Source organism: Pedobacter sp. GW821-FHT01D05, assembly GCF_059422505.1.
Window position 1 is genome coordinate 528130 of record NZ_JBWKXA010000004.1, and the last position, 17810, is coordinate 545939.

The following is a 17810-nucleotide window of genomic DNA, read 5'->3' on the forward strand; positions in this document are numbered from 1 at the left end:
TACTAATGATTAGCTAAAATAGGTATTATTATAAAAACAGAATTAATAGCTTAAAGTGAAAAAGCCTTATATATAGGATGCGCATATTCGCCCCAGTTTTTCATCGCGCCAAGTAATATGGCTTTTAAACCTTTGTTATCAGTTGGCTTTCCTTTTGTAGGCGCTGCTAAATCTTTCTCTGGCACAGCAACTTCTGTTATTTTAGTTGCAAACCAGGTTACATTTTCGTGGGGTAGCGCTAAACCTAAAATCATACCAGGTAATCCTGTAAACGATTCTGGACCACCTGAAACTGCAATCTGATTTGAATAATAAGCTACTACATAAACCGAATCCATAATGATGGCATTGGCCCTGCGGCATTCGTAACCAGCAATTTCTCTTGTTTCGTCGGTAATTTTCCAGTTAATTTTGCGCACACTATCCTTAATCAGATAAGTATCCTCGTAAACATTTTTTTGTGTAGTGCTGGTTTGCGAATCAAAATTTGTGGCAACTGTGTTTTTTAAATCGGCCAGAACATCAGAGGATAACCAATTGTTATTCATTGTTTCTTCTACCGTTGGCCATTTATATAAGCTTTTATCCTTATTAAAGCTTAGGGTACTTTTAGCGATCTTAAACTGAGGATTGTTTTTTTTGTATTGATCAAAAGCCTCTTTCATATAACTTTCATTGTCCTTATCAATCTTCTTTTTGATCAAGGCATACATATTCGATCTTTTTTCAAACTCGATTACACCATTTTGTACGAAGTGTATATTTTGAGCCATTAGGCTCTTGCTGATGAAAATAACAGCAAATAAGATGATATATTTCAGTGTAGTTTTCATGATAATTATTTTTGTGTTTTACTACCGCCACCCATTTTGCTAAAATCCCATGATACAGAGAACATTAAATACCGTCTTATAGTGGTATAACTGCTTTGGCTAATGGTTGTATTGTTGGCAGAACGATTAAAGCCGATATTCTGATTAAGAATATCATTTACAGTTGCGGAGAATCTTAAATTTTCTGCTTTGAAGAATTTTTTGCTTAATGATGCATTCCAGATCAGACGCTCAAAACTTTCAGTTAACACTTGTGTTTTTCCGTTGTACTGGTATTCTGCATCTGTAGATATTTCAAATTTCCCGGGTAATTGTTTATTGCCTGAAGCATAGCCAGTCCATCCCCAGCCATCACTATTCCTACCAATACTTGCTCTTGCCATATTATACGATGGGCCAAAGCGGGTATAAAAACTATAACTCTTATCTTTGTATTTCGAAAGATTGATGCCCCCATTGTAGGTATAGTTTTTAGTATTATTTAAGGTTCTGCCTAAATCGGTGGTAATAAAGTTATAAGAAGAATTTCCATTTGCGTCTACATTTAAACCTACGTTTATTTCGCCAAGCGCGTTTATCTTCCTGCTTATCTGGCCATATAAATAAAAATTTGTCTGCATTTTATCATTGTAATTAATGTAGCGGTAGGTGCTTTTACCAACACCATTCGTGGTTACATCACTAATAATTGGATTTGCAGTAAAGCTATAGGAGCCACTTAACCAAACCGATTGATCGGTTAAAACCTTGTAAGCGTTATAATTCGCATTAATATTGCTTCTGAATGATGGCCTTAAGTCTTGATTTCCCTCCACAACATTAAACGGGTCATTATTTACCCTAACCGGCTGAAGTTGATCAAGCGAGGGCTGATTGGTATTACCGTTATAGCTAATTCTAAACGATTTTTGCTGAGAAAAACGATATTGATAAGATGCCTGAGGCATATAATTAATAAAGTTTCTTACATAAGTTCTGTTGTGGTAAATATCTTCCTGTTTAAAGTTTACCCCACTAAATTTCGATCCAAAATTGATAATGGTTTTACCCTTTTTGTAGTTGAAAATTGCGCCAGCCTGATTGATAGTCTGGTTCAGTTCGAAGTTATTGCTGTAAAGGGTATCTAAAATATCATATCTACCGCTACCAGATTGATTAAAAGATAAGCGGTCTGATTTTCCGTTCATTAAGCTTAAACCATAGTTTATAATTACAGTTAAGGTTTTTGAAAGGGGTTCAGTGTAAGCTGCATTTAACTTAAAGGCACTATTTGTTACATCGTTAGTCTTTAATTGATTGGTAAGACTATCTATCGTTCCTGTCCCAACCGTATCCGCTCTTTTATTAAAGGAGTTTAAGTACCCTTCACTATTACTTTTGTTGATCGATTGATTTAAGTTTAATGATAATGTTCGCCCTTTTTTCTTCAGTTTTTTAGTAAATAAAACGTTCATGTTAAAGCTTTGATCATCTACCTCATTACTTAGCGTTCTGTCTGATGAATTTAGGAATTTATCATTCTCACCATAAGTTGAGGTTACAAAATAATTTGAGGTATTACTTTTTTTCAATGCCCCATCAACATTAACCTTCATGGTTAAGGTAGTATCGATTTTTAGCTCATACATGGCATCCAGTTTTTGTCTGAACATGTCATTGTCAAATGATTCATCTGATTTGTTGTTCTGTACTCCCGATTCCAAATTGTTCTGGCTTATCGAATTTCTATTACCCTGAACCCTGATCGATCCAATTTTATAATTCGTATTTAACGATTCCTTATCTTTATTCCATTTGTTATCAAAATGCAAGCCTCCGGTTCTTGCTATGGGTAAACCTTGGCCATTATATCGCCCATCATAACTATCAAAATCATCGCCTCCACTACTAAAATACATTCCACCATCATCGCTCATCGTCAGGCCGCCAGAGGCTCCATATTTATCCCGGTCATCCCAGCCTAAACCTACTGTACCATTATTTCCTAAAATGCCGTAGGCTGAAAATTTCTTTTTACCCCAAAATTTATTGAACATGGCCTGACCCTGATAAAAATCTTTTGTGCCATAACCACCCTGTACTTTACCGAAATAACCGTTCTTTTTATCTTCTTTAAGTTTAATGTTAAGTGTTTTGGTTTTTTCGCCATCATCAATGCCTGTAAAACTAGCCTGATCGCTGGCTTTATCATAAAGCTGAACAGATTCTACCATATCTGCCCTCAGGTTTTTAGTTACCAGTGTTGGGTCGTCGCCAAAAAATTCTTCACCATCTACCAACACCTTCGGTACTGTTTTGCCCTGAGCCGTAATTTTTCCATCTTTATCTACCTGAAAGCCCGGGAATTGTTTAATCAGGTCCTCAACCTTTGAGTTTGGTTCGATATTGTATGCTTTGGGGTCAAACTCTGTGGTATCACCTTTAATTTTTATGGCGTTTCTGTTTCCTTTAATAATTACATCGGCAAGAATTTTGGCCATCCCGGTAAGGTTAATCTTTCCATAATCTTTAACCTGAGTGGTAGAATCGAGCGTAAAATGATCAACAAAATCTGCATACTTAGGGTAAGAAACCAATAAGATAAATTTTCCGTTTTTAATTCCGCTAAGCTCAAATGAGCCATTTTCTGCTGCCCGGGTAAATTTTACCAATGTAGAATCTTTTGCATTTAAAACTGCGATAGAAGTTCCTGATAAAAGCGTTGTCGATGCGGTATCAATCGTTCGGCCTTTAATGGTATGGAGGCTTTGTGCTTTCGAATAAGTGGAGATAAAAACAAAAAGGCACAGCGAGAGTAATAGGCGTTTCATAGATAGATTTGGTTTTGTTTGCCGAATATAAAACTAATATATTAGTTGTGTATAATGCTTTAACCTTTTTTAACATTATTGCCTAATACTCAATTCATTTTAATCTTTCGGGTTTTACAACAAATCGTTTTTCGTATAGGTTAATTAGCCGTTTGTCTATAAATACAAGCGCATGGTATAATAGCCGGAAACTCGCTGAAACGTTTTTGATAAACCGCAGTCTTAATTACAAAACCGCCTAATAATTAGGTATTTAAACAAAATATTTATCACAACATAAAAATATTAAGGTCATGAGAACTTCTATTAAAAATTTATTCGCAGCTGCATTAGTAATGGTTACTTTAAGTAGCGCAACAGTAGTAGCAAACGCTACAGAAAACAACGCAAATTATACTGCGATAACCCAGGTTAAAAATATCGGTAAAATTGTAGTAGCCGGAAACGTTAAATTGATCCTTGTTCAGGATGCCAAAGAAAGTGTTGAAGTTTATGATCGATATTATGCCAAAAATGCCCTGGTGCAGCAACAAGGAGAAGAACTTAGAATTAGTTCTTTCGATAAAAATACCTTAACTGTAATTGCCCACGTCAATAATTTAACCGCTATCGAGGCTTCAAATACTGCAAGTGTAAGCACTGCCGGAAATTTCAACCTGTTAAACCTAAGTATTGTTTTAAATGATGATGCATCGGCAGATATTAAATCCAATACCGTTAATTTATCAACAAATGTAAAAGATGATGCATCCTTAAAATTAGAAGGTACTGCCGACTTCCATCAAGCCGTAATGGGTGTAGCATCTAAAATAAATATGGCCGGTTTTACCGCTCAGGAAAGCAGTATCAGACTAACAAGAAAATCACTTTTCGCAAACAACAACAAATCTCGTTACGACGACATACAGGTATCTTTATTAGAAAAATTATTCTAACTCCATCATATATTTTACCACAAAAGCGCTGAATTTAAGTTCAGCGCTTTTTTAGTTTAAAAGATGGTCCTCGTTTGTAACGAGGATCCACGAGGTCTGCATTTGTAATGCAGGTAAGAAATCTGATTGCGATAAAATCGCTTTTCTCCTGCATCCTCCTTAAAAACGAGGACGATTTTACAAATCAAATTTTATCCCCTGTGCTAAAGGCAGCGTATTCGAATAATTAATGGTATTGGTTTGCCTGCGCATATAAGCTCTCCAGGCATCAGATCCGCTTTCCCTGCCACCACCTGTTTCTTTTTCACCGCCAAAAGCACCGCCAATTTCTGCGCCCGAAGTACCGATATTTACATTGGCTATGCCACAGTCAGAGCCTTTAGCAGATAAGAACTGCTCTGCCTCTCTTAAATTCAACGTCATAATGGCTGATGATAATCCTTGAGGAACAGCGTTTTGCAAAGCGATGGCTTCATCTAATGTTTTGTATTTTATCAGATATAAAATGGGTGCAAATGTTTCGTGCTGAACAATCTTAAAATCATTCTGAACTTCGGCGATGCATGGTTTTACGTAACACCCGCTTGTATAGGCATCGCCCGATAAAACGCCGCCCTCTACCACAAAATTGCCCCCCTCCTCCTTACATTTTGCAATGGAATCTAAGTATGCAGCAACTGCGTCGGTATCAATCAGTGGGCCTACATGGTTATTTTGATCTAAGGGATCGCCAATACGCAATTGTCCGTAAGCTTTAACCAGTTTAGCGGTAAAAGCATCATATACACTTTCGTGGATAATTAGCCTCCTGGTAGAAGTGCAACGCTGGCCAGCGGTACCAACAGCACCGAATACCGCACCAATTAAACTCATATCCAAATCAGCATGTTCTGAAATAATAATGGCGTTATTACCGCCAAGTTCAAGCAAGCTTTTTCCCAATCTCGCGCCAACTGCAGCCCCAACTGCTTTACCCATGCGCGTAGATCCGGTCGCAGAAATTAAAGGAATGCGTCCATCATTTGTCATGAGTTCGCCAACTTCCCTATCGCCTAAAACCAGGTTGCAAACCCCTTCGGCTATATCGTTATCTTTAAAAACTTTTGCAATAATATGTTGACAGGCAATTGCGGTTAGCGGTGTTTTTTCCGATGGTTTCCAGATGCAAACATTACCACAAACCAATGCCAGGGCGGTATTCCAGCTCCAAACTGCCACAGGGAAATTAAATGCAGAAATAATACCTACAATCCCTAACGGATGCCATTGTTCGTACATGCGGTGGCTTGGGCGTTCGCTGTGCATGGTTAAACCGTAAAGCTGCCTGGATAAACCTACTGCAAAATCGCAGATATCGATCATTTCCTGTACTTCACCAAAACCTTCCTGCAAACTTTTTCCCATCTCGTAAGAAACCAAAGTGCCTAACGCATCTTTATTTTCACGTAAGGCATCGCCAAACTGGCGGATAATTTCGCCTCTTTTCGGGGCAGGAACGGTACGCCACTGAGCAAAAGCCTCCTGCGCCTTTATAACAACAGCATCATAGTCTGCCTTGCCTGCAACTTTGGCTGAGGCAATCAGTTTACCATCAACAGGAGAAAAACTTTCTAGTGTATCTGCATTCGATTGGCCTCCCCAATGGCTGCCAGTACTATAGGCGGCATTACTGGCACTAATGCCTAATTTGTTTAAAATGGATTGAATATCTGTTGTCATATAGCTAACGATTTACACAAAAAAACAAAAAATTAATAGAAAGGAAGTCACATTCTGCTCTTTAAATTATTTCCGTAATCAATATCTTTCTTTAAGCATAACCAGGTGTAAAATAAGGCGATAAATTTGTGTTTTTGCTTTGCAATATAAATAGCGTAGTTTTCAAAAAGATAATGATATCAGATTAGACTTCAGTTGTTATAAAATAGAATGATGAAAATAAAATTATTGCTCATTGCTTTTTTAGGGTTCAGTATTACCCTTTCCGCACAAACAAAAAAGACAACTAACTCGCTCTTGTGGGAAATTTCTGGTAATGGATTGAAAAAACCATCCTATTTATTTGGTACACACCATTTAATAGCTGCAAAATTTGCCGATACCATGAAGGTTTTGCAAGAGAAATTGAAATTTGCCGATGCGGTAGTGGGTGAAATAGTAATGGATAGTACCGTACAAAAGAAAATGGCGCCGTTTTTAATGATGAAAGATAACACGCTTGATAGTTTATTAACCAAAGCGGAATTTAAAGAGGTTGAAGATTATTTTAAAACCAAACAACCGGATTTTGAATTAAAGCAGATGAATAATTTTAAACCTGCAATGGTATCGCTAATGGTGATGTTTTTTGATAATTCGGATATGTTAAAAGATGTAGGCGAAGGAATAGACAATAGTTTCCAGGCATATGCCAAAAAAAATGCTAAGTCTTTATATGGGTTAGAAACGGCCGAATACCAGGGAGCGCTTTTATTTGACAGTGATTTACAGAAGCAAAAAAAAGCACTTTTGAAATCGGTGAAGGAAATAGCTAAAAGCAAACAAAAAATGCAGGAGTTAAAAACCTATTACATCACTCAGGATATAGATAAATTAACTGAACTCTTTAAAATTCAGGATGAAGAAAACAAAGAATTTATAACCGAGCTCTTAAAAAACCGAAATAACCGATGGTTAGCTCAGTTGCCTGCCCTGATGGAAAACCAATCGTTATTTATTGCAGTTGGGGCAGGTCATTTGGTGGGTGCCGAAGGCTTGATAAAAGGGTTGGAGCTTAAAGGTTACGTGTTGAAACCTGTAGCAACCAATTAAATATTTCAATGAATTTGTAAAAACAAACTAAAGGCGACTACATTTGCGTTTTTACTTGGCACAAACAGCCGTGTTTAATTAAAGCTAATTTGTAAAAACATAAAAATGAATAAAAGAATTATTGCCTGTGGCGTGCTGCTGGCTTCGGCCTTTATGGCTAATCCGCTTTTTGCACAGGAACAGCCCGTAGAAAAATCGAACAACTTAAATATTTACCGTGTAACTCCAACTAAAGTTAACGATCTGGTACATACCAAACTCGATGTATCTTTTGATTATGCAAAACGATACCTATACGGTAAAGAATGGCTTACTTTAAAACCTCATTTTTACGCTACAGACTCTTTAACTCTCGATGCGCAGGGAATGGACATTAAAACCATTGCATTGGTTGGCGCAAAAGGAAATACCCCGCTTAAGTATATTTATAAGGACAATAAGCTGTATATCACCTTAAATAAAAAGTACACCAATAGCGAAAAGTACACGGTTTATATTGCTTACACCGCTAAACCTGATGAATTAAAAGTAAAGGGGAGTGCGGCCATAACCGATGCTAAAGGTTTATATTTTATCAACCCGGATGGTACTGATAAAAATAAACCAACACAGATCTGGACCCAGGGCGAAACAGAATCATCTTCGGCATGGTTTCCAACTATCGATAAACCTGATCAGAAAACCACTGAAGAGATTTCGATGACGGTAAAATCGAAATATACTACCCTTTCTAACGGAAAATTGGTGAGCCAGAAAGCCAATGCAGATGGAACAAGGACCGATACCTGGAAGATGGATCTGCCACATTCGCCATATTTATTTATGATGGCTGTGGGTGAGTTTAAAATCACAAAAGATACCTATAAAGGTAAGGAAGTAAGTTACTATCTCGAACCAAAATTTGCGCCTTACGCCAGGCAGATTTTTGGTAAAACCCCTGATATGATCCAGTTTTACAGCAATCTGTTAGGAGTAGATTATCCATGGAACAAATATGCGCAGGTGGTAGCCAGAGATTACGTTTCGGGCGCAATGGAAAATACTACCGCTACTTTACATGGCGAGCAGGTACAAAAAACAGACCGTGAGTTATTGGATGAAAATGAAGAAGGAACCATTGCACACGAGCTTTTTCATCAATGGTTTGGCGATTATGTAACTGCAGAGTCGTGGTCTAACTTAACCATGAACGAATCTTTTGCCACCTTTGGCGAGGTGATCTGGCATGGGCATGATGAAGGGCAGGATGCGGAAGATAAATCGCGTTACAGTAAACTGCAGTCCTATTTAGGATCGACCAAAAAAGGTGAAAGCCCTGTTTTGGCACGTTTTTATTATGGCGACAAGGAAGATATGTTCGATAACATCAGCTATGCTAAAGGATCGATTATTTTATATGCCCTAAAAAATCAAATGGGTGATGCCGCTTTCTACAAATCACTTAACCGCTACCTCACTACCAATGCCTTTAAAAATGGCGAAACACATCAATTGCGTTTGGCTATGGAAGAGGTTACCGGAAAAGACTGGAGCCCTTATTTTAATCAGTGGTATTACAATGGTGGCCATCCGGTTTTAAGTATCGATTATGGTTACGAAAACGGCAAGGCAACAATTAAAGTTAAACAAACACAGGATTCGAGCGTGCAGACTTTTACGCTGCCGATCAAAATCGATATTTATGCAGGAGGTAAAAAAATCAGAAAAGAAATCCTGATCAATAGCCGTGAGCAGAATTTTAGTTTCGAGGTGAGTGCTAAACCCGATTTAATCGATTTTGATGTAGATAAAATTTTAGTTGGCGAAACCAATGATAATAAAACTGCTGAAAACTATTATTTCCAATACAAAAATGCGCCTAGTTATGCCAATAGAATTGAAGCCCTGCAATTTATTATGCAGAGCAAAGCCAAAAGTGGTCAGCTGGTGTTGCTGGATGGTTTAAAGGATAAGTCTGCCGATTTACGGGCTTTAAGCATTGATGGCATTAACCTGGATGATACTCAGATTAAAGCAGCAGCTTTACCGGTTTTACTTCAGATTGCCAAAACAGATAAAAATACCGAAGCAAGATCGGCTGCAATAGTGAAATTAGCTGAAACTGGCGATCAGGCTTATAAAAATTTAATGTTAGAAAGTTTAAAAGATAGGTCGTATAGGGTAATTGCAGCCGGTGTTGATGGTTTGGCCAAACTGGCTCCACAAGAAAGTATCGCAGCTTTAGCATCGTTAGATGAAGATACGAAAGCACATATAGCACCTTCTATTGCAACGTTATACATCAGTGAACCAAAAGATGAGTATCAGGCATTTTATGATAACATTATGCTTACAGGTGACAGGAATAATGTCTTTGCAGTAGTTGGCCAGTATTTTCAGTACCTGAGAGCAAACAATAATCCTGTAGTTACCGAAAAAGGTATGATGAACATTGCTGGCGCCATTGAAAGATTAAAATTACAGACCTATTTAAACAAGCAACTTGCGGGTGCTTATGCTGCAGCTGCCCAGGCTAAAACGCAACAAGCTGCCGCAGTAAGCGGAGAGGCTAAAACAAAGCTGAGCAAACAGGCCGAATTATTTAAAAAAGGCGCAGCTGATCTGGGAAAAGAATAAATAGTAAATCTCATATAGAAAAGAGCTGGCCTGGAGACATCGCCGGCTCTTTCTTTTCCCAATCCTGCCTAACATTAATCAACTGCAGGTTTTGCTTTCCAAAAAAATAAACATGAAATATAGAATTGAAAACCGATTTACATAGAGTGGCATGATTTAGAGATTTTGGAAATGAACAGTTCTATGCCTTGGGAGGCGGTAGTCCTGCTATCCCTCCAAGTCCTCACTCATGCTTCGCTCCGGGCTTTCCGTTCTATCAGGTTTATAAACTAAGGGCGGTGCAACTATGGGCAATGCAACCCCAACTAGCAGCACGAACCCGCGTGCCTAAACGGGATCCGATAGCTATCGGATGCAGTGGCAGCTCCCGATTTTCCTTCAAAATCGGGACTACAACGAAAAGCCCGACTAACAATAATCTAGCTACAAGTTCTGCTTTCCAAAAAACAATAATACTTATCCGTAAAAATCACTAATTGCATTTATCCTTTCTCCTGGTGTCGATTATATAAACAATCTGCCAGCCTTTATCTCCTTTCACCAACTGAAAAGAATTAACCCCGCAATGACTAAATTTTTCGCCCAGATAAAATTTATAGTCTGTCCAAACAGAAGCCAAAGGGCCATCGATTAATATTTTTGTAAACACAATGCGCTCATCATACTTTTCCTGGTGTGGAGTGCCGATAAATTTGATAAAGTTGTTAACGGATTCTGTGCGTACATTCACCTTACCTTCTTTGTTAACGATGGTTTGCATAATCGCTGCTGGTGCAAATGCAGTGCTGGTTAAAGTGCTGTCTCCACCTTTCATACCGGCAAAAAGATTGTTTATGGTTTTTTTGATAGCACTTTCTTCATCGCTTTGCGCAAATGTATTTGTAGCAAAACTTATTAAAAACAGGGCAAAAATGACTAATCCTTTCATGACTTCTTAATTACGTATATACCATAAATTTATAGTATTTTTGTCAAAGAAGGGAAAAGGAACCGCGATGTTGCAAAAAATCTATCGATTATCCACACATCTTAATCACAGTCAATACGCTTTATAGTCAGCTATTTACGCTGTTTTAGCCGATTGATGTTAATAATTATTTTAGAAACGGATAATTAAAACTTGTAAACTTATAATGTGTTTTTCTGCTAATTGGCACGGTTCTTTAATAGTATAATATATGGAAGAAGAATTCTTTTTTGAATCCAACGAAGATGCACAACGCTCGGTAGAACGTTACGAAGAAATGCTCCGCAACCAGGATCAGTATTTCTTCGATGCAGGCGCATTCGAATACATTGTAGATTTCTACATTGAAAAAAATGATCCGGTCAAAGCTTTGCAGGTTGTTGATTTTGCAATCAGTCAGCACCCTTATGCAACAGTATTTTTAATCAAACAAGCTCATCTTTACATTTTAACCAACAACCACGAAAAGGCTTTTATTGCTTTGCAAAAGGCCGAGCTTTTAGAGCCGTCAGAACCAGATATTTATTTGCTTCGCGGAAATATTTTTCAAAATACCGAACGTTTTGATGAGGCTTTGGAAAATTATGAAAAAGCTTTAGGACTGGCCGAAAGTACCGATGAGATTTTATTGCAGATGGCTTATGTTTACCAGAGCATGAGCGACTATGAAAGCGCCATTACCTACATTAAGCTCAGTTTAGAGCAGAATATGGAGAACCAGGATGGCTTATATGAGCTGGCTTTCTGTTACGATGTGTTAGATAAACAGGAAGAAAGTATTAAGTTTTATCAGCAATACATCGATACCGATCCGTATTCATATGCGGCATGGTATAATTTGGGCAACAGTTTCCATAAGTTGAATCTTTTTGAAAAAGCGATTGATGCTTATGATTATGCGATCCTGATCAAAGAAGATTTTAGCTCTGCATATTTCAATAAAGGTAATGCGCTGGTTCAGCTCGATAAATATGACGAGGCGATAGATGTTTATAAGCAAACTTTCGAATATGAACAGCCTAATGCCGATACTTATTGCGCCATTGGCGAATGTTACGAGAAACTGGAGAAAATGGACGAAGCCCGTTCTTACTACAAAAAATCGGTGAAAATGGATCCCAAAATGGCAGATGCCTGGTTTGGGATCGGTGTTACGCTGAATTTTGAAGAACGTTATTTCGAATCGCTTCACTTTTACAAAAAAGCAATCGATTTAGAGGCCGAGAACCCAGATTTCTGGTTTGCTATGGCAGATGCTTATTATAAATTAGGCCAGATTGATGAATCGATCGAAGCTTACGAAAAGGTATTGGAGTTTAATCCTTTGGATATTGAAGCATGGTTAGATTTTAGTACTGTGCTTTACGAGCAGGGAAAATTGCTGGAAGCATCGGAAACAATGGCAGAGGCGATCAAGAATAATCCGGAAGCAGCAGAACTGTATTACCGAATGGTAGCCTATCTTTTTGCCCAGGGGAATTATAGCGATGCACTGGGATATTTGGAAACGGCTTTAACAACCGACCCCGATAAACACTATATTTTATTTGAATATTTGCCACAATTGCAGGATAATAGTGCCATTTTGAACGTTATAAACAGATATATTAGGTAACGACCTTGTGAGAAAAATTTAACAAATAAATCTCAAAATTTTTTTCACTTTTGTACGCATATGAATTATCCATTATTAAACGTTCCCGAACGTCCAGCTAAACCACGCCAAAAAGGCTTAACAATGGTTATGGATAAGGGATTGAGCCTACGCCAGGTTGAAGATTTTATTGAAGTTGCCGGCGTACATACAGATATCGTAAAATTAGGTTGGGCAACATCACACGTAACACCAAACCTTAAAGAAAAATTAGCTTTATATAAAAGTGCAGGCATTCCTACCTATTTCGGAGGAACGTTGTTTGAAGCCTTTATCATTCGTAACCAATTTTCAGATTACCAACGTGTTTTAGACCAGTACGGAATGGAATATGCAGAAGTTTCTGATGGTTCTATTGAAATTGAGCACGATAAAAAATGTGAGTTTATCCGCGAACTTTCTAAACAGGTAACCGTTATTTCGGAGGTTGGAAGTAAAGATGCCGCTAAAATATTTGCCCCATATAAGTGGATTAAATTAATGCAGGCCGAAATTGAGGCGGGATCGTGGAAAGTAATTGCCGAAGCCCGCGAAGGTGGTAATGTAGGTATTTACCGTGGAAGCGGTGAAGTGCGTGAAGGATTGGTTGATGAAATTTTAACTCAGATTCCTGAAGAAACCATTATTTGGGAAGCACCTCAAAAGGAACAGCAAGTTTGGTTTATTAAATTAATCGGTAGCAATGTAAACCTTGGGAATATTGCTCCAGCAGAAGTAATTCCTTTAGAAACCATCCGTTTAGGTTTGCGGGGAGATACTTTCGATTATTTCCTGAACCAAGTAAAATAATACAAAATTCGTCATTGCGAGGCACGGAGCAATCTGTAGGTAGTTTATTTCTATCGCATTAAGATTGCTCCATGCCTCGCAATGACGTAAATACAGTTATGAAAACATACGGCTTAATCGGATACCCACTTTCTCATTCATTCTCGAAAAAATATTTCACGGAAAAATTTCAAAATGAGGGCATAGTCGATCATCAATACGAGCTTTTCCCTATTGCCGATATTAAATCACTGCCCGATCTGCTAAGTGAAAATCCATCACTTTGTGGGCTTAATGTTACAATTCCGCATAAAGTTAACGTGCTTTGTTATTTAAACGAAGTAGATGAAGCTGCCGAAAAAATTGGGGCCGTAAATTGTATTTCGATCAAAAGTTTTGAAGATGCAACCTATTTAAAAGGCTACAATACCGATGCATATGGCTTTGAAGAATCGCTGAAACCATTATTAGGACCGCAACACACAAAAGCACTTGTTTTTGGTGATGGTGGGGCAGCGAAAGCGGTAAAGTACGTTTTAGAAAAATTAAATATCCAATATCAGGTTGTGGTACGGACAGCTGTTCAGGGTGCTATTCTCTATTCAGAAATTACGCCAGAGATTTTAGCCTCACACCAGTTATTGATCAATACCACCCCGCTCGGAATGTCGCCAAATATAGATACCTTTCCCGAAATTGATTACAGTTTAGTTGGGCCAGGGTATTTAGCTTACGATTTAGTGTACAATCCGCTGGAGACAGCATTTTTGGCTAAAGCTGCTGAGCGCGGTGCAGCTATTAAAAACGGTTTGGAAATGCTGTACAAACAAGCAGAAAAAGCTTGGGCAATCTGGAATAAATAATTTAACCTATCGTCAAAGCAAGTAGGAACGACGGTGCAATCTTTGGTAAAATGTTATGAAACTAAAACAACTGATCTGTTTTCCCTTTGTATTACTTTTCTTTATAACAGCTTGTCAGAACCACGATTATAGCCCAAAGCCAAAAGCTTATTACAGGATAGTATTTCCTAAAAAAGATTATACTGCATTTACCAAGCCTGTCCCCTTTACTTTCAAATATCCAACTTATGCGGCGGTAGAACAAGATCAAAGCCGTGATGCCCAAAAGAACTGGTACAATTTGCACTTTAAGCAGTTTAATGGCTTTTTGCATTTAACGTATTACGATGTTTCGGGTAAAGGCGAATATGATGAAATGGTAGAAGATGCCCGAAAACTGGCTTTTAAACATACGATAAAAGCCAGTGCAATTGATCAAAAACTCATCAATTATCCCGATCATAAAGTTTACGGCATTTATTACGCCATTGAAGGGAATACTGCATCATCAGTCCAGTTTTTTTTAACCGATAGTGCTAAACATTATTTTAGAGGGGCTTTATATTTTAATGAACGCCCACAATACGACTCTATTGAACCCGTTGTTAAATTTATTAAAAAGGATATCGATACCTTGATTTCTACCTTTAGGTGGAAAAATTAATTTATTATTTGTCATCCTGCTTTTGGAAACAGGATTTTTTCTAAAATTTTATGATTACAATAAAAACCTTCACGTTTAATGCCTATAGCGAAAATACCTACGTGCTTTATGATGAAACCAAAGAATGTGTCATTATCGATCCGGGCATGTACGAAGGTTTTGAGCAAAATGAATTGGCGGCTTTCATTAAAAATGAAGGGTTAAAGCCAGTCTTATTGCTCAATACACATTGTCATCTCGATCATGTTTTCGGCAATAAATTTGTGTTCGAAACCTATGGCTTAAAACCACAGTTTCATGCGGGCGAACTGCCAATTTTAAATGCAGTTCCTGGTTATGCGCCATCAATGGGTTTTACGCGTTATGATATATCTCCTCTGCCCGATACCTTTTTGCCCGAAACAGGGACAATTTCTTTTGGTAACAGTACACTGACCTTAATTTTTGCTCCGGGGCATTCGCCGGCACACCTGTGTTTTTACAGTGCAGCCGATCATATTTTAATAGGTGGTGATGTGCTTTTTTATGGAAGTATTGGCCGTACCGATCTGCCTGGAGGTAATCATCAGCAATTAATCCAAAACATTTCCGATAAACTTTTTGTCTTACCTGATGAAACCAAAGTTTATCCTGGCCATGGACCAGCCACAAGCATTGGTTTTGAAAAACAACATAACCCATTTTTTTAGCAGGATTAAAGGTTCATAATTGTTAAAGGGTTCACAACCTGAAGCCTTTTACCTTAAAACCCTCAACCTTTTATTTATCTTTGCCGCTGTGAATACATCGTTTTATATTGCCAAAAGGTATCTTTTTGCCAAAAAATCTACCAATGCCATTAACCTGATATCGGGCATATCGATGGTAGGTGTGATGGTTGGCAGTGCCGCATTGATTATTATCCTTTCGGTATTTAACGGTTTAGAAACAGTGGTATTGGATATGTTCGATACCATTACCCCACAAATTGCCATTACACCGGCTAAGGGGAAAACTTTTGATCCGAATACAGGTTATTTTAATCAGCTCAGAAAAAATAAAGATGTTGCCGCTTTTACCGAGGTACTACAAGAAAATGCTTTATTAAAGTACAACAACAAACAAGCTGTTGGAATGGTTAAAGGTGTAAGTTTAGACTATTTAAAAAACACCAAATTAGATAGTACCATAAAAGAAGGCCATTTTATACTGCACAACAGAAGCGGCGATAATGCGGTGATTGGTTCTGCCCTGCAGAGTTATCTGGCTGTAAATACTGTCGATCCCTTTACAGAATTGGAAATCTATTCGCCAAAGAAAGATATCGCGGCAAATAGCTTAAACCCTGCCGACGATTTTGTGGTAAAGAACATTCGGGTAAGTGGTGTTTTTGAAGTACAACAAGATTTCGACAATGGTATTATTGTGCCATTGAATTTCGCCCGCGAACTTTTAGGCGAAGAGAAAAATGTGTCTGCAATAGAGATCAATCTGCAACGGGGGGTTGATGTAGACGATTTTCAAAAAGAGGTAATCGAAAAAGCGGGTAAAGATTATGAAGTCAGAAATCAGGCCGAGCAAAATAAATCACTCTACCACATTTTAAATACCGAAAAATGGGCGGTATATATAATTCTTACTTTTATCCTGATTATTGCTATATTTAATATCATAGGGTCGTTAACCATGTTAGTAATCGATAAAGTGAAGGATGTAGCCATTCTGAGCAGTTTAGGCGCAGGAAAGAAATTAATCAAACGTATATTTTTATTTGAGGGAATGATGATTACCATGTCTGGCTGTGTGCTGGGCTTAATTATCGGCCTCATATTTTATTATTTTCAGCACACTTATGGTTTTATCAAAATGGGTGATGAAGTAAATAAAACGCTGGTAAGTTCTTATCCAATCGGATTAAAATGGAAGGATTTTGTTTTAGTTTTTGTTACAGTAGGCATCTTCTCATTTTTGGCATCTGCTTTGTCATCCAATTTAAGTGTTAAAAAGATAGATCAAATTAATCAAACTATATAAAATGAAGCTATTTAAACAAGCAATTGTATTTGTTGTGCTCCTTGGCGTAGCCGCTACAGCTTGTAGAAACGATAAAGCCGAGGGAGAAAAAAGTAATCTGAAAACGGTTAAAGGTTTGTATAGTTTTGGGCCTGAAATGAAGTCTTTTACCTTATGTGAAGATGGACGTGAATATTGGGTTAAAGACAGTGTAAAAAACTTAGAGCTCTCTTATAGTAACTTAGGGTTCGAAAAGCCTTACGAGCCAGTATATGTAGAATTAGAAGGTTATTTCGCGAAGTCTGATACCGCTACAGTTTCGCCAGATTTCGATTCTACCTTGGTGGTGATGAAAGTGCTTAAAATCAGTAAGGAAATCCCTGACGGACCTTGTTCGCAGTAATTCATTCAAAACCTATAAGAGTCGTCATGCTGTCCCGAAGATTCGGGATCAAAGGCCTTGGTTCGTGTCTCCACGAACCAAACCAATTGTAAAAGGAAAATATCGTGTAACGATGGTTAGCCTTGCGATTTAAATATTTTTTTCTTGGAGCGCAATAGTAGTGCTTATCGGTTGCTGTAGTCCTGCTTTCCATTACAAGTCCTCTCCCGATGAAAATTCGGGATGCGGGCTTTACACTTCAATCAGGGCTAATTAGGGCGTTTTTCTACAGCTATTAATGGTTTGGGTCTCATTGCATAATTCGCTACGCCCTGCAGCCACAAATAATTGCACCTTCTTAGCCACCTAAACCTGATCGGAGTGGTTCTGATCCTTTGCCGATAATTGGCACTAAACTAGCATCGGAAGTAACAGAGAGAGCATGGCTGTCATGACCTAATGCTGCTGTATCTGCTTTCCAAAAAATAGCGCCTTTATAATTTGCTTAGATAAGCTTTTTTGGAAAAATTTAATTC

The 17810-nt window shown here is 38.0% G+C and carries 14 protein-coding genes; 10 read left to right on the forward strand and 4 right to left on the reverse strand.

The window, feature by feature from the left end:
* Positions 1-50 precede the first annotated feature (50 nt).
* Positions 51-833 carry a GLPGLI family protein gene (locus AC07VK_RS17265; protein ID WP_492955895.1) on the reverse strand — a complete coding sequence of 261 codons (783 nt, stop codon included), beginning with the start codon at positions 831-833 and terminating at the stop codon, positions 51-53.
* 5 nt (positions 834-838) lie between these two features.
* Positions 839-3643, reverse strand: a complete 2805-nt coding sequence (locus AC07VK_RS17270; protein WP_492962014.1) for an outer membrane beta-barrel family protein — start codon at positions 3641-3643, stop codon at positions 839-841.
* 293 nt (positions 3644-3936) lie between these two features.
* Between AC07VK_RS17270 and AC07VK_RS17275 the strand changes: the two genes are divergently transcribed.
* On the forward strand, positions 3937-4578 hold the full coding sequence (locus AC07VK_RS17275) for a GIN domain-containing protein (RefSeq protein ID WP_492962015.1): 642 nt from the start codon (positions 3937-3939) through the stop codon (positions 4576-4578).
* A 177-nt stretch (positions 4579-4755) separates the two neighbouring features.
* Here the strand turns inward: AC07VK_RS17275 and amaB are convergent, their stop codons facing one another.
* The gene (amaB, locus tag AC07VK_RS17280) at positions 4756-6297 is read right to left on the reverse strand and encodes an L-piperidine-6-carboxylate dehydrogenase (RefSeq protein ID WP_492962017.1); all 1542 of its coding nucleotides are present in this window, start codon (positions 6295-6297) and stop codon (positions 4756-4758) included.
* Between the two features lie 210 nt (positions 6298-6507).
* Here amaB and AC07VK_RS17285 point away from each other — a divergent pair, with 210 nt between their 5' ends.
* Positions 6508-7389: a TraB/GumN family protein gene (locus AC07VK_RS17285; RefSeq protein WP_492962019.1), complete on the forward strand. Its 882-nt coding sequence runs from the start codon at positions 6508-6510 to the stop codon at positions 7387-7389.
* A gap of 105 nt (positions 7390-7494) precedes the next feature.
* Positions 7495-10005 (forward strand): M1 family aminopeptidase, encoded by a 2511-nt coding sequence (locus tag AC07VK_RS17290; protein ID WP_492962021.1) that lies wholly within the window; start codon positions 7495-7497, stop codon positions 10003-10005.
* Positions 10006-10477: 472 nt separating this feature from the next.
* On the opposite strand, the gene AC07VK_RS17295 is transcribed toward AC07VK_RS17290, so the two are convergent.
* The gene (locus tag AC07VK_RS17295) at positions 10478-10933 is read right to left on the reverse strand and encodes a nuclear transport factor 2 family protein (protein ID WP_492955901.1); all 456 of its coding nucleotides are present in this window, start codon (positions 10931-10933) and stop codon (positions 10478-10480) included.
* Between the two features lie 250 nt (positions 10934-11183).
* Here AC07VK_RS17295 and AC07VK_RS17300 point away from each other — a divergent pair, with 250 nt between their 5' ends.
* From AC07VK_RS17300 to AC07VK_RS17330, 7 genes are all read left to right on the forward strand, one after another.
* Complete coding sequence (locus AC07VK_RS17300; protein WP_057930756.1) at positions 11184-12587, forward strand: tetratricopeptide repeat protein; 1404 nt, start codon at positions 11184-11186, stop codon at positions 12585-12587.
* A gap of 60 nt (positions 12588-12647) precedes the next feature.
* Complete coding sequence (locus AC07VK_RS17305; protein WP_029276919.1) at positions 12648-13415, forward strand: phosphosulfolactate synthase; 768 nt, start codon at positions 12648-12650, stop codon at positions 13413-13415.
* Positions 13416-13513: 98 nt separating this feature from the next.
* Entirely contained in the window at positions 13514-14257 is a 744-nt protein-coding gene (locus AC07VK_RS17310) for a shikimate dehydrogenase family protein (RefSeq protein ID WP_492962023.1), read from the forward strand.
* 55 nt (positions 14258-14312) lie between these two features.
* The gene (gldD, locus tag AC07VK_RS17315) at positions 14313-14900 is read left to right on the forward strand and encodes a gliding motility lipoprotein GldD (RefSeq protein WP_492962025.1); all 588 of its coding nucleotides are present in this window, start codon (positions 14313-14315) and stop codon (positions 14898-14900) included.
* Positions 14901-14950: 50 nt separating this feature from the next.
* Complete coding sequence (locus tag AC07VK_RS17320; protein ID WP_492962027.1) at positions 14951-15589, forward strand: MBL fold metallo-hydrolase; 639 nt, start codon at positions 14951-14953, stop codon at positions 15587-15589.
* 88 nt (positions 15590-15677) lie between these two features.
* Positions 15678-16913: an ABC transporter permease gene (locus tag AC07VK_RS17325; protein ID WP_492962029.1), complete on the forward strand. Its 1236-nt coding sequence runs from the start codon at positions 15678-15680 to the stop codon at positions 16911-16913.
* Between the two features lies 1 nt (position 16914).
* Positions 16915-17295, forward strand: a complete 381-nt coding sequence (locus AC07VK_RS17330) for a hypothetical protein (protein WP_131029427.1) — start codon at positions 16915-16917, stop codon at positions 17293-17295.
* Positions 17296-17810: the final 515 nt, after the last annotated feature.

Coding starts and splice junctions, on each gene's coding strand:
- AC07VK_RS17265 (WP_492955895.1), bottom strand. CDS start 833: ATGAAAACTACACTGAAATATATCATCTTATTTGCTGTTATTTTCATC.
- AC07VK_RS17270 (WP_492962014.1), bottom strand. CDS start 3,643: ATGAAACGCCTATTACTCTCGCTGTGCCTTTTTGTTTTTATCTCCACT.
- AC07VK_RS17275 (WP_492962015.1), top strand. CDS start 3,937: ATGAGAACTTCTATTAAAAATTTATTCGCAGCTGCATTAGTAATGGTT.
- amaB (WP_492962017.1), bottom strand. CDS start 6,297: ATGACAACAGATATTCAATCCATTTTAAACAAATTAGGCATTAGTGCC.
- AC07VK_RS17285 (WP_492962019.1), top strand. CDS start 6,508: ATGATGAAAATAAAATTATTGCTCATTGCTTTTTTAGGGTTCAGTATT.
- AC07VK_RS17290 (WP_492962021.1), top strand. CDS start 7,495: ATGAATAAAAGAATTATTGCCTGTGGCGTGCTGCTGGCTTCGGCCTTT.
- AC07VK_RS17295 (WP_492955901.1), bottom strand. CDS start 10,933: ATGAAAGGATTAGTCATTTTTGCCCTGTTTTTAATAAGTTTTGCTACA.
- AC07VK_RS17300 (WP_057930756.1), top strand. CDS start 11,184: ATGGAAGAAGAATTCTTTTTTGAATCCAACGAAGATGCACAACGCTCG.
- AC07VK_RS17305 (WP_029276919.1), top strand. CDS start 12,648: ATGAATTATCCATTATTAAACGTTCCCGAACGTCCAGCTAAACCACGC.
- AC07VK_RS17310 (WP_492962023.1), top strand. CDS start 13,514: ATGAAAACATACGGCTTAATCGGATACCCACTTTCTCATTCATTCTCG.
- gldD (WP_492962025.1), top strand. CDS start 14,313: ATGAAACTAAAACAACTGATCTGTTTTCCCTTTGTATTACTTTTCTTT.
- AC07VK_RS17320 (WP_492962027.1), top strand. CDS start 14,951: ATGATTACAATAAAAACCTTCACGTTTAATGCCTATAGCGAAAATACC.
- AC07VK_RS17330 (WP_131029427.1), top strand. CDS start 16,915: ATGAAGCTATTTAAACAAGCAATTGTATTTGTTGTGCTCCTTGGCGTA.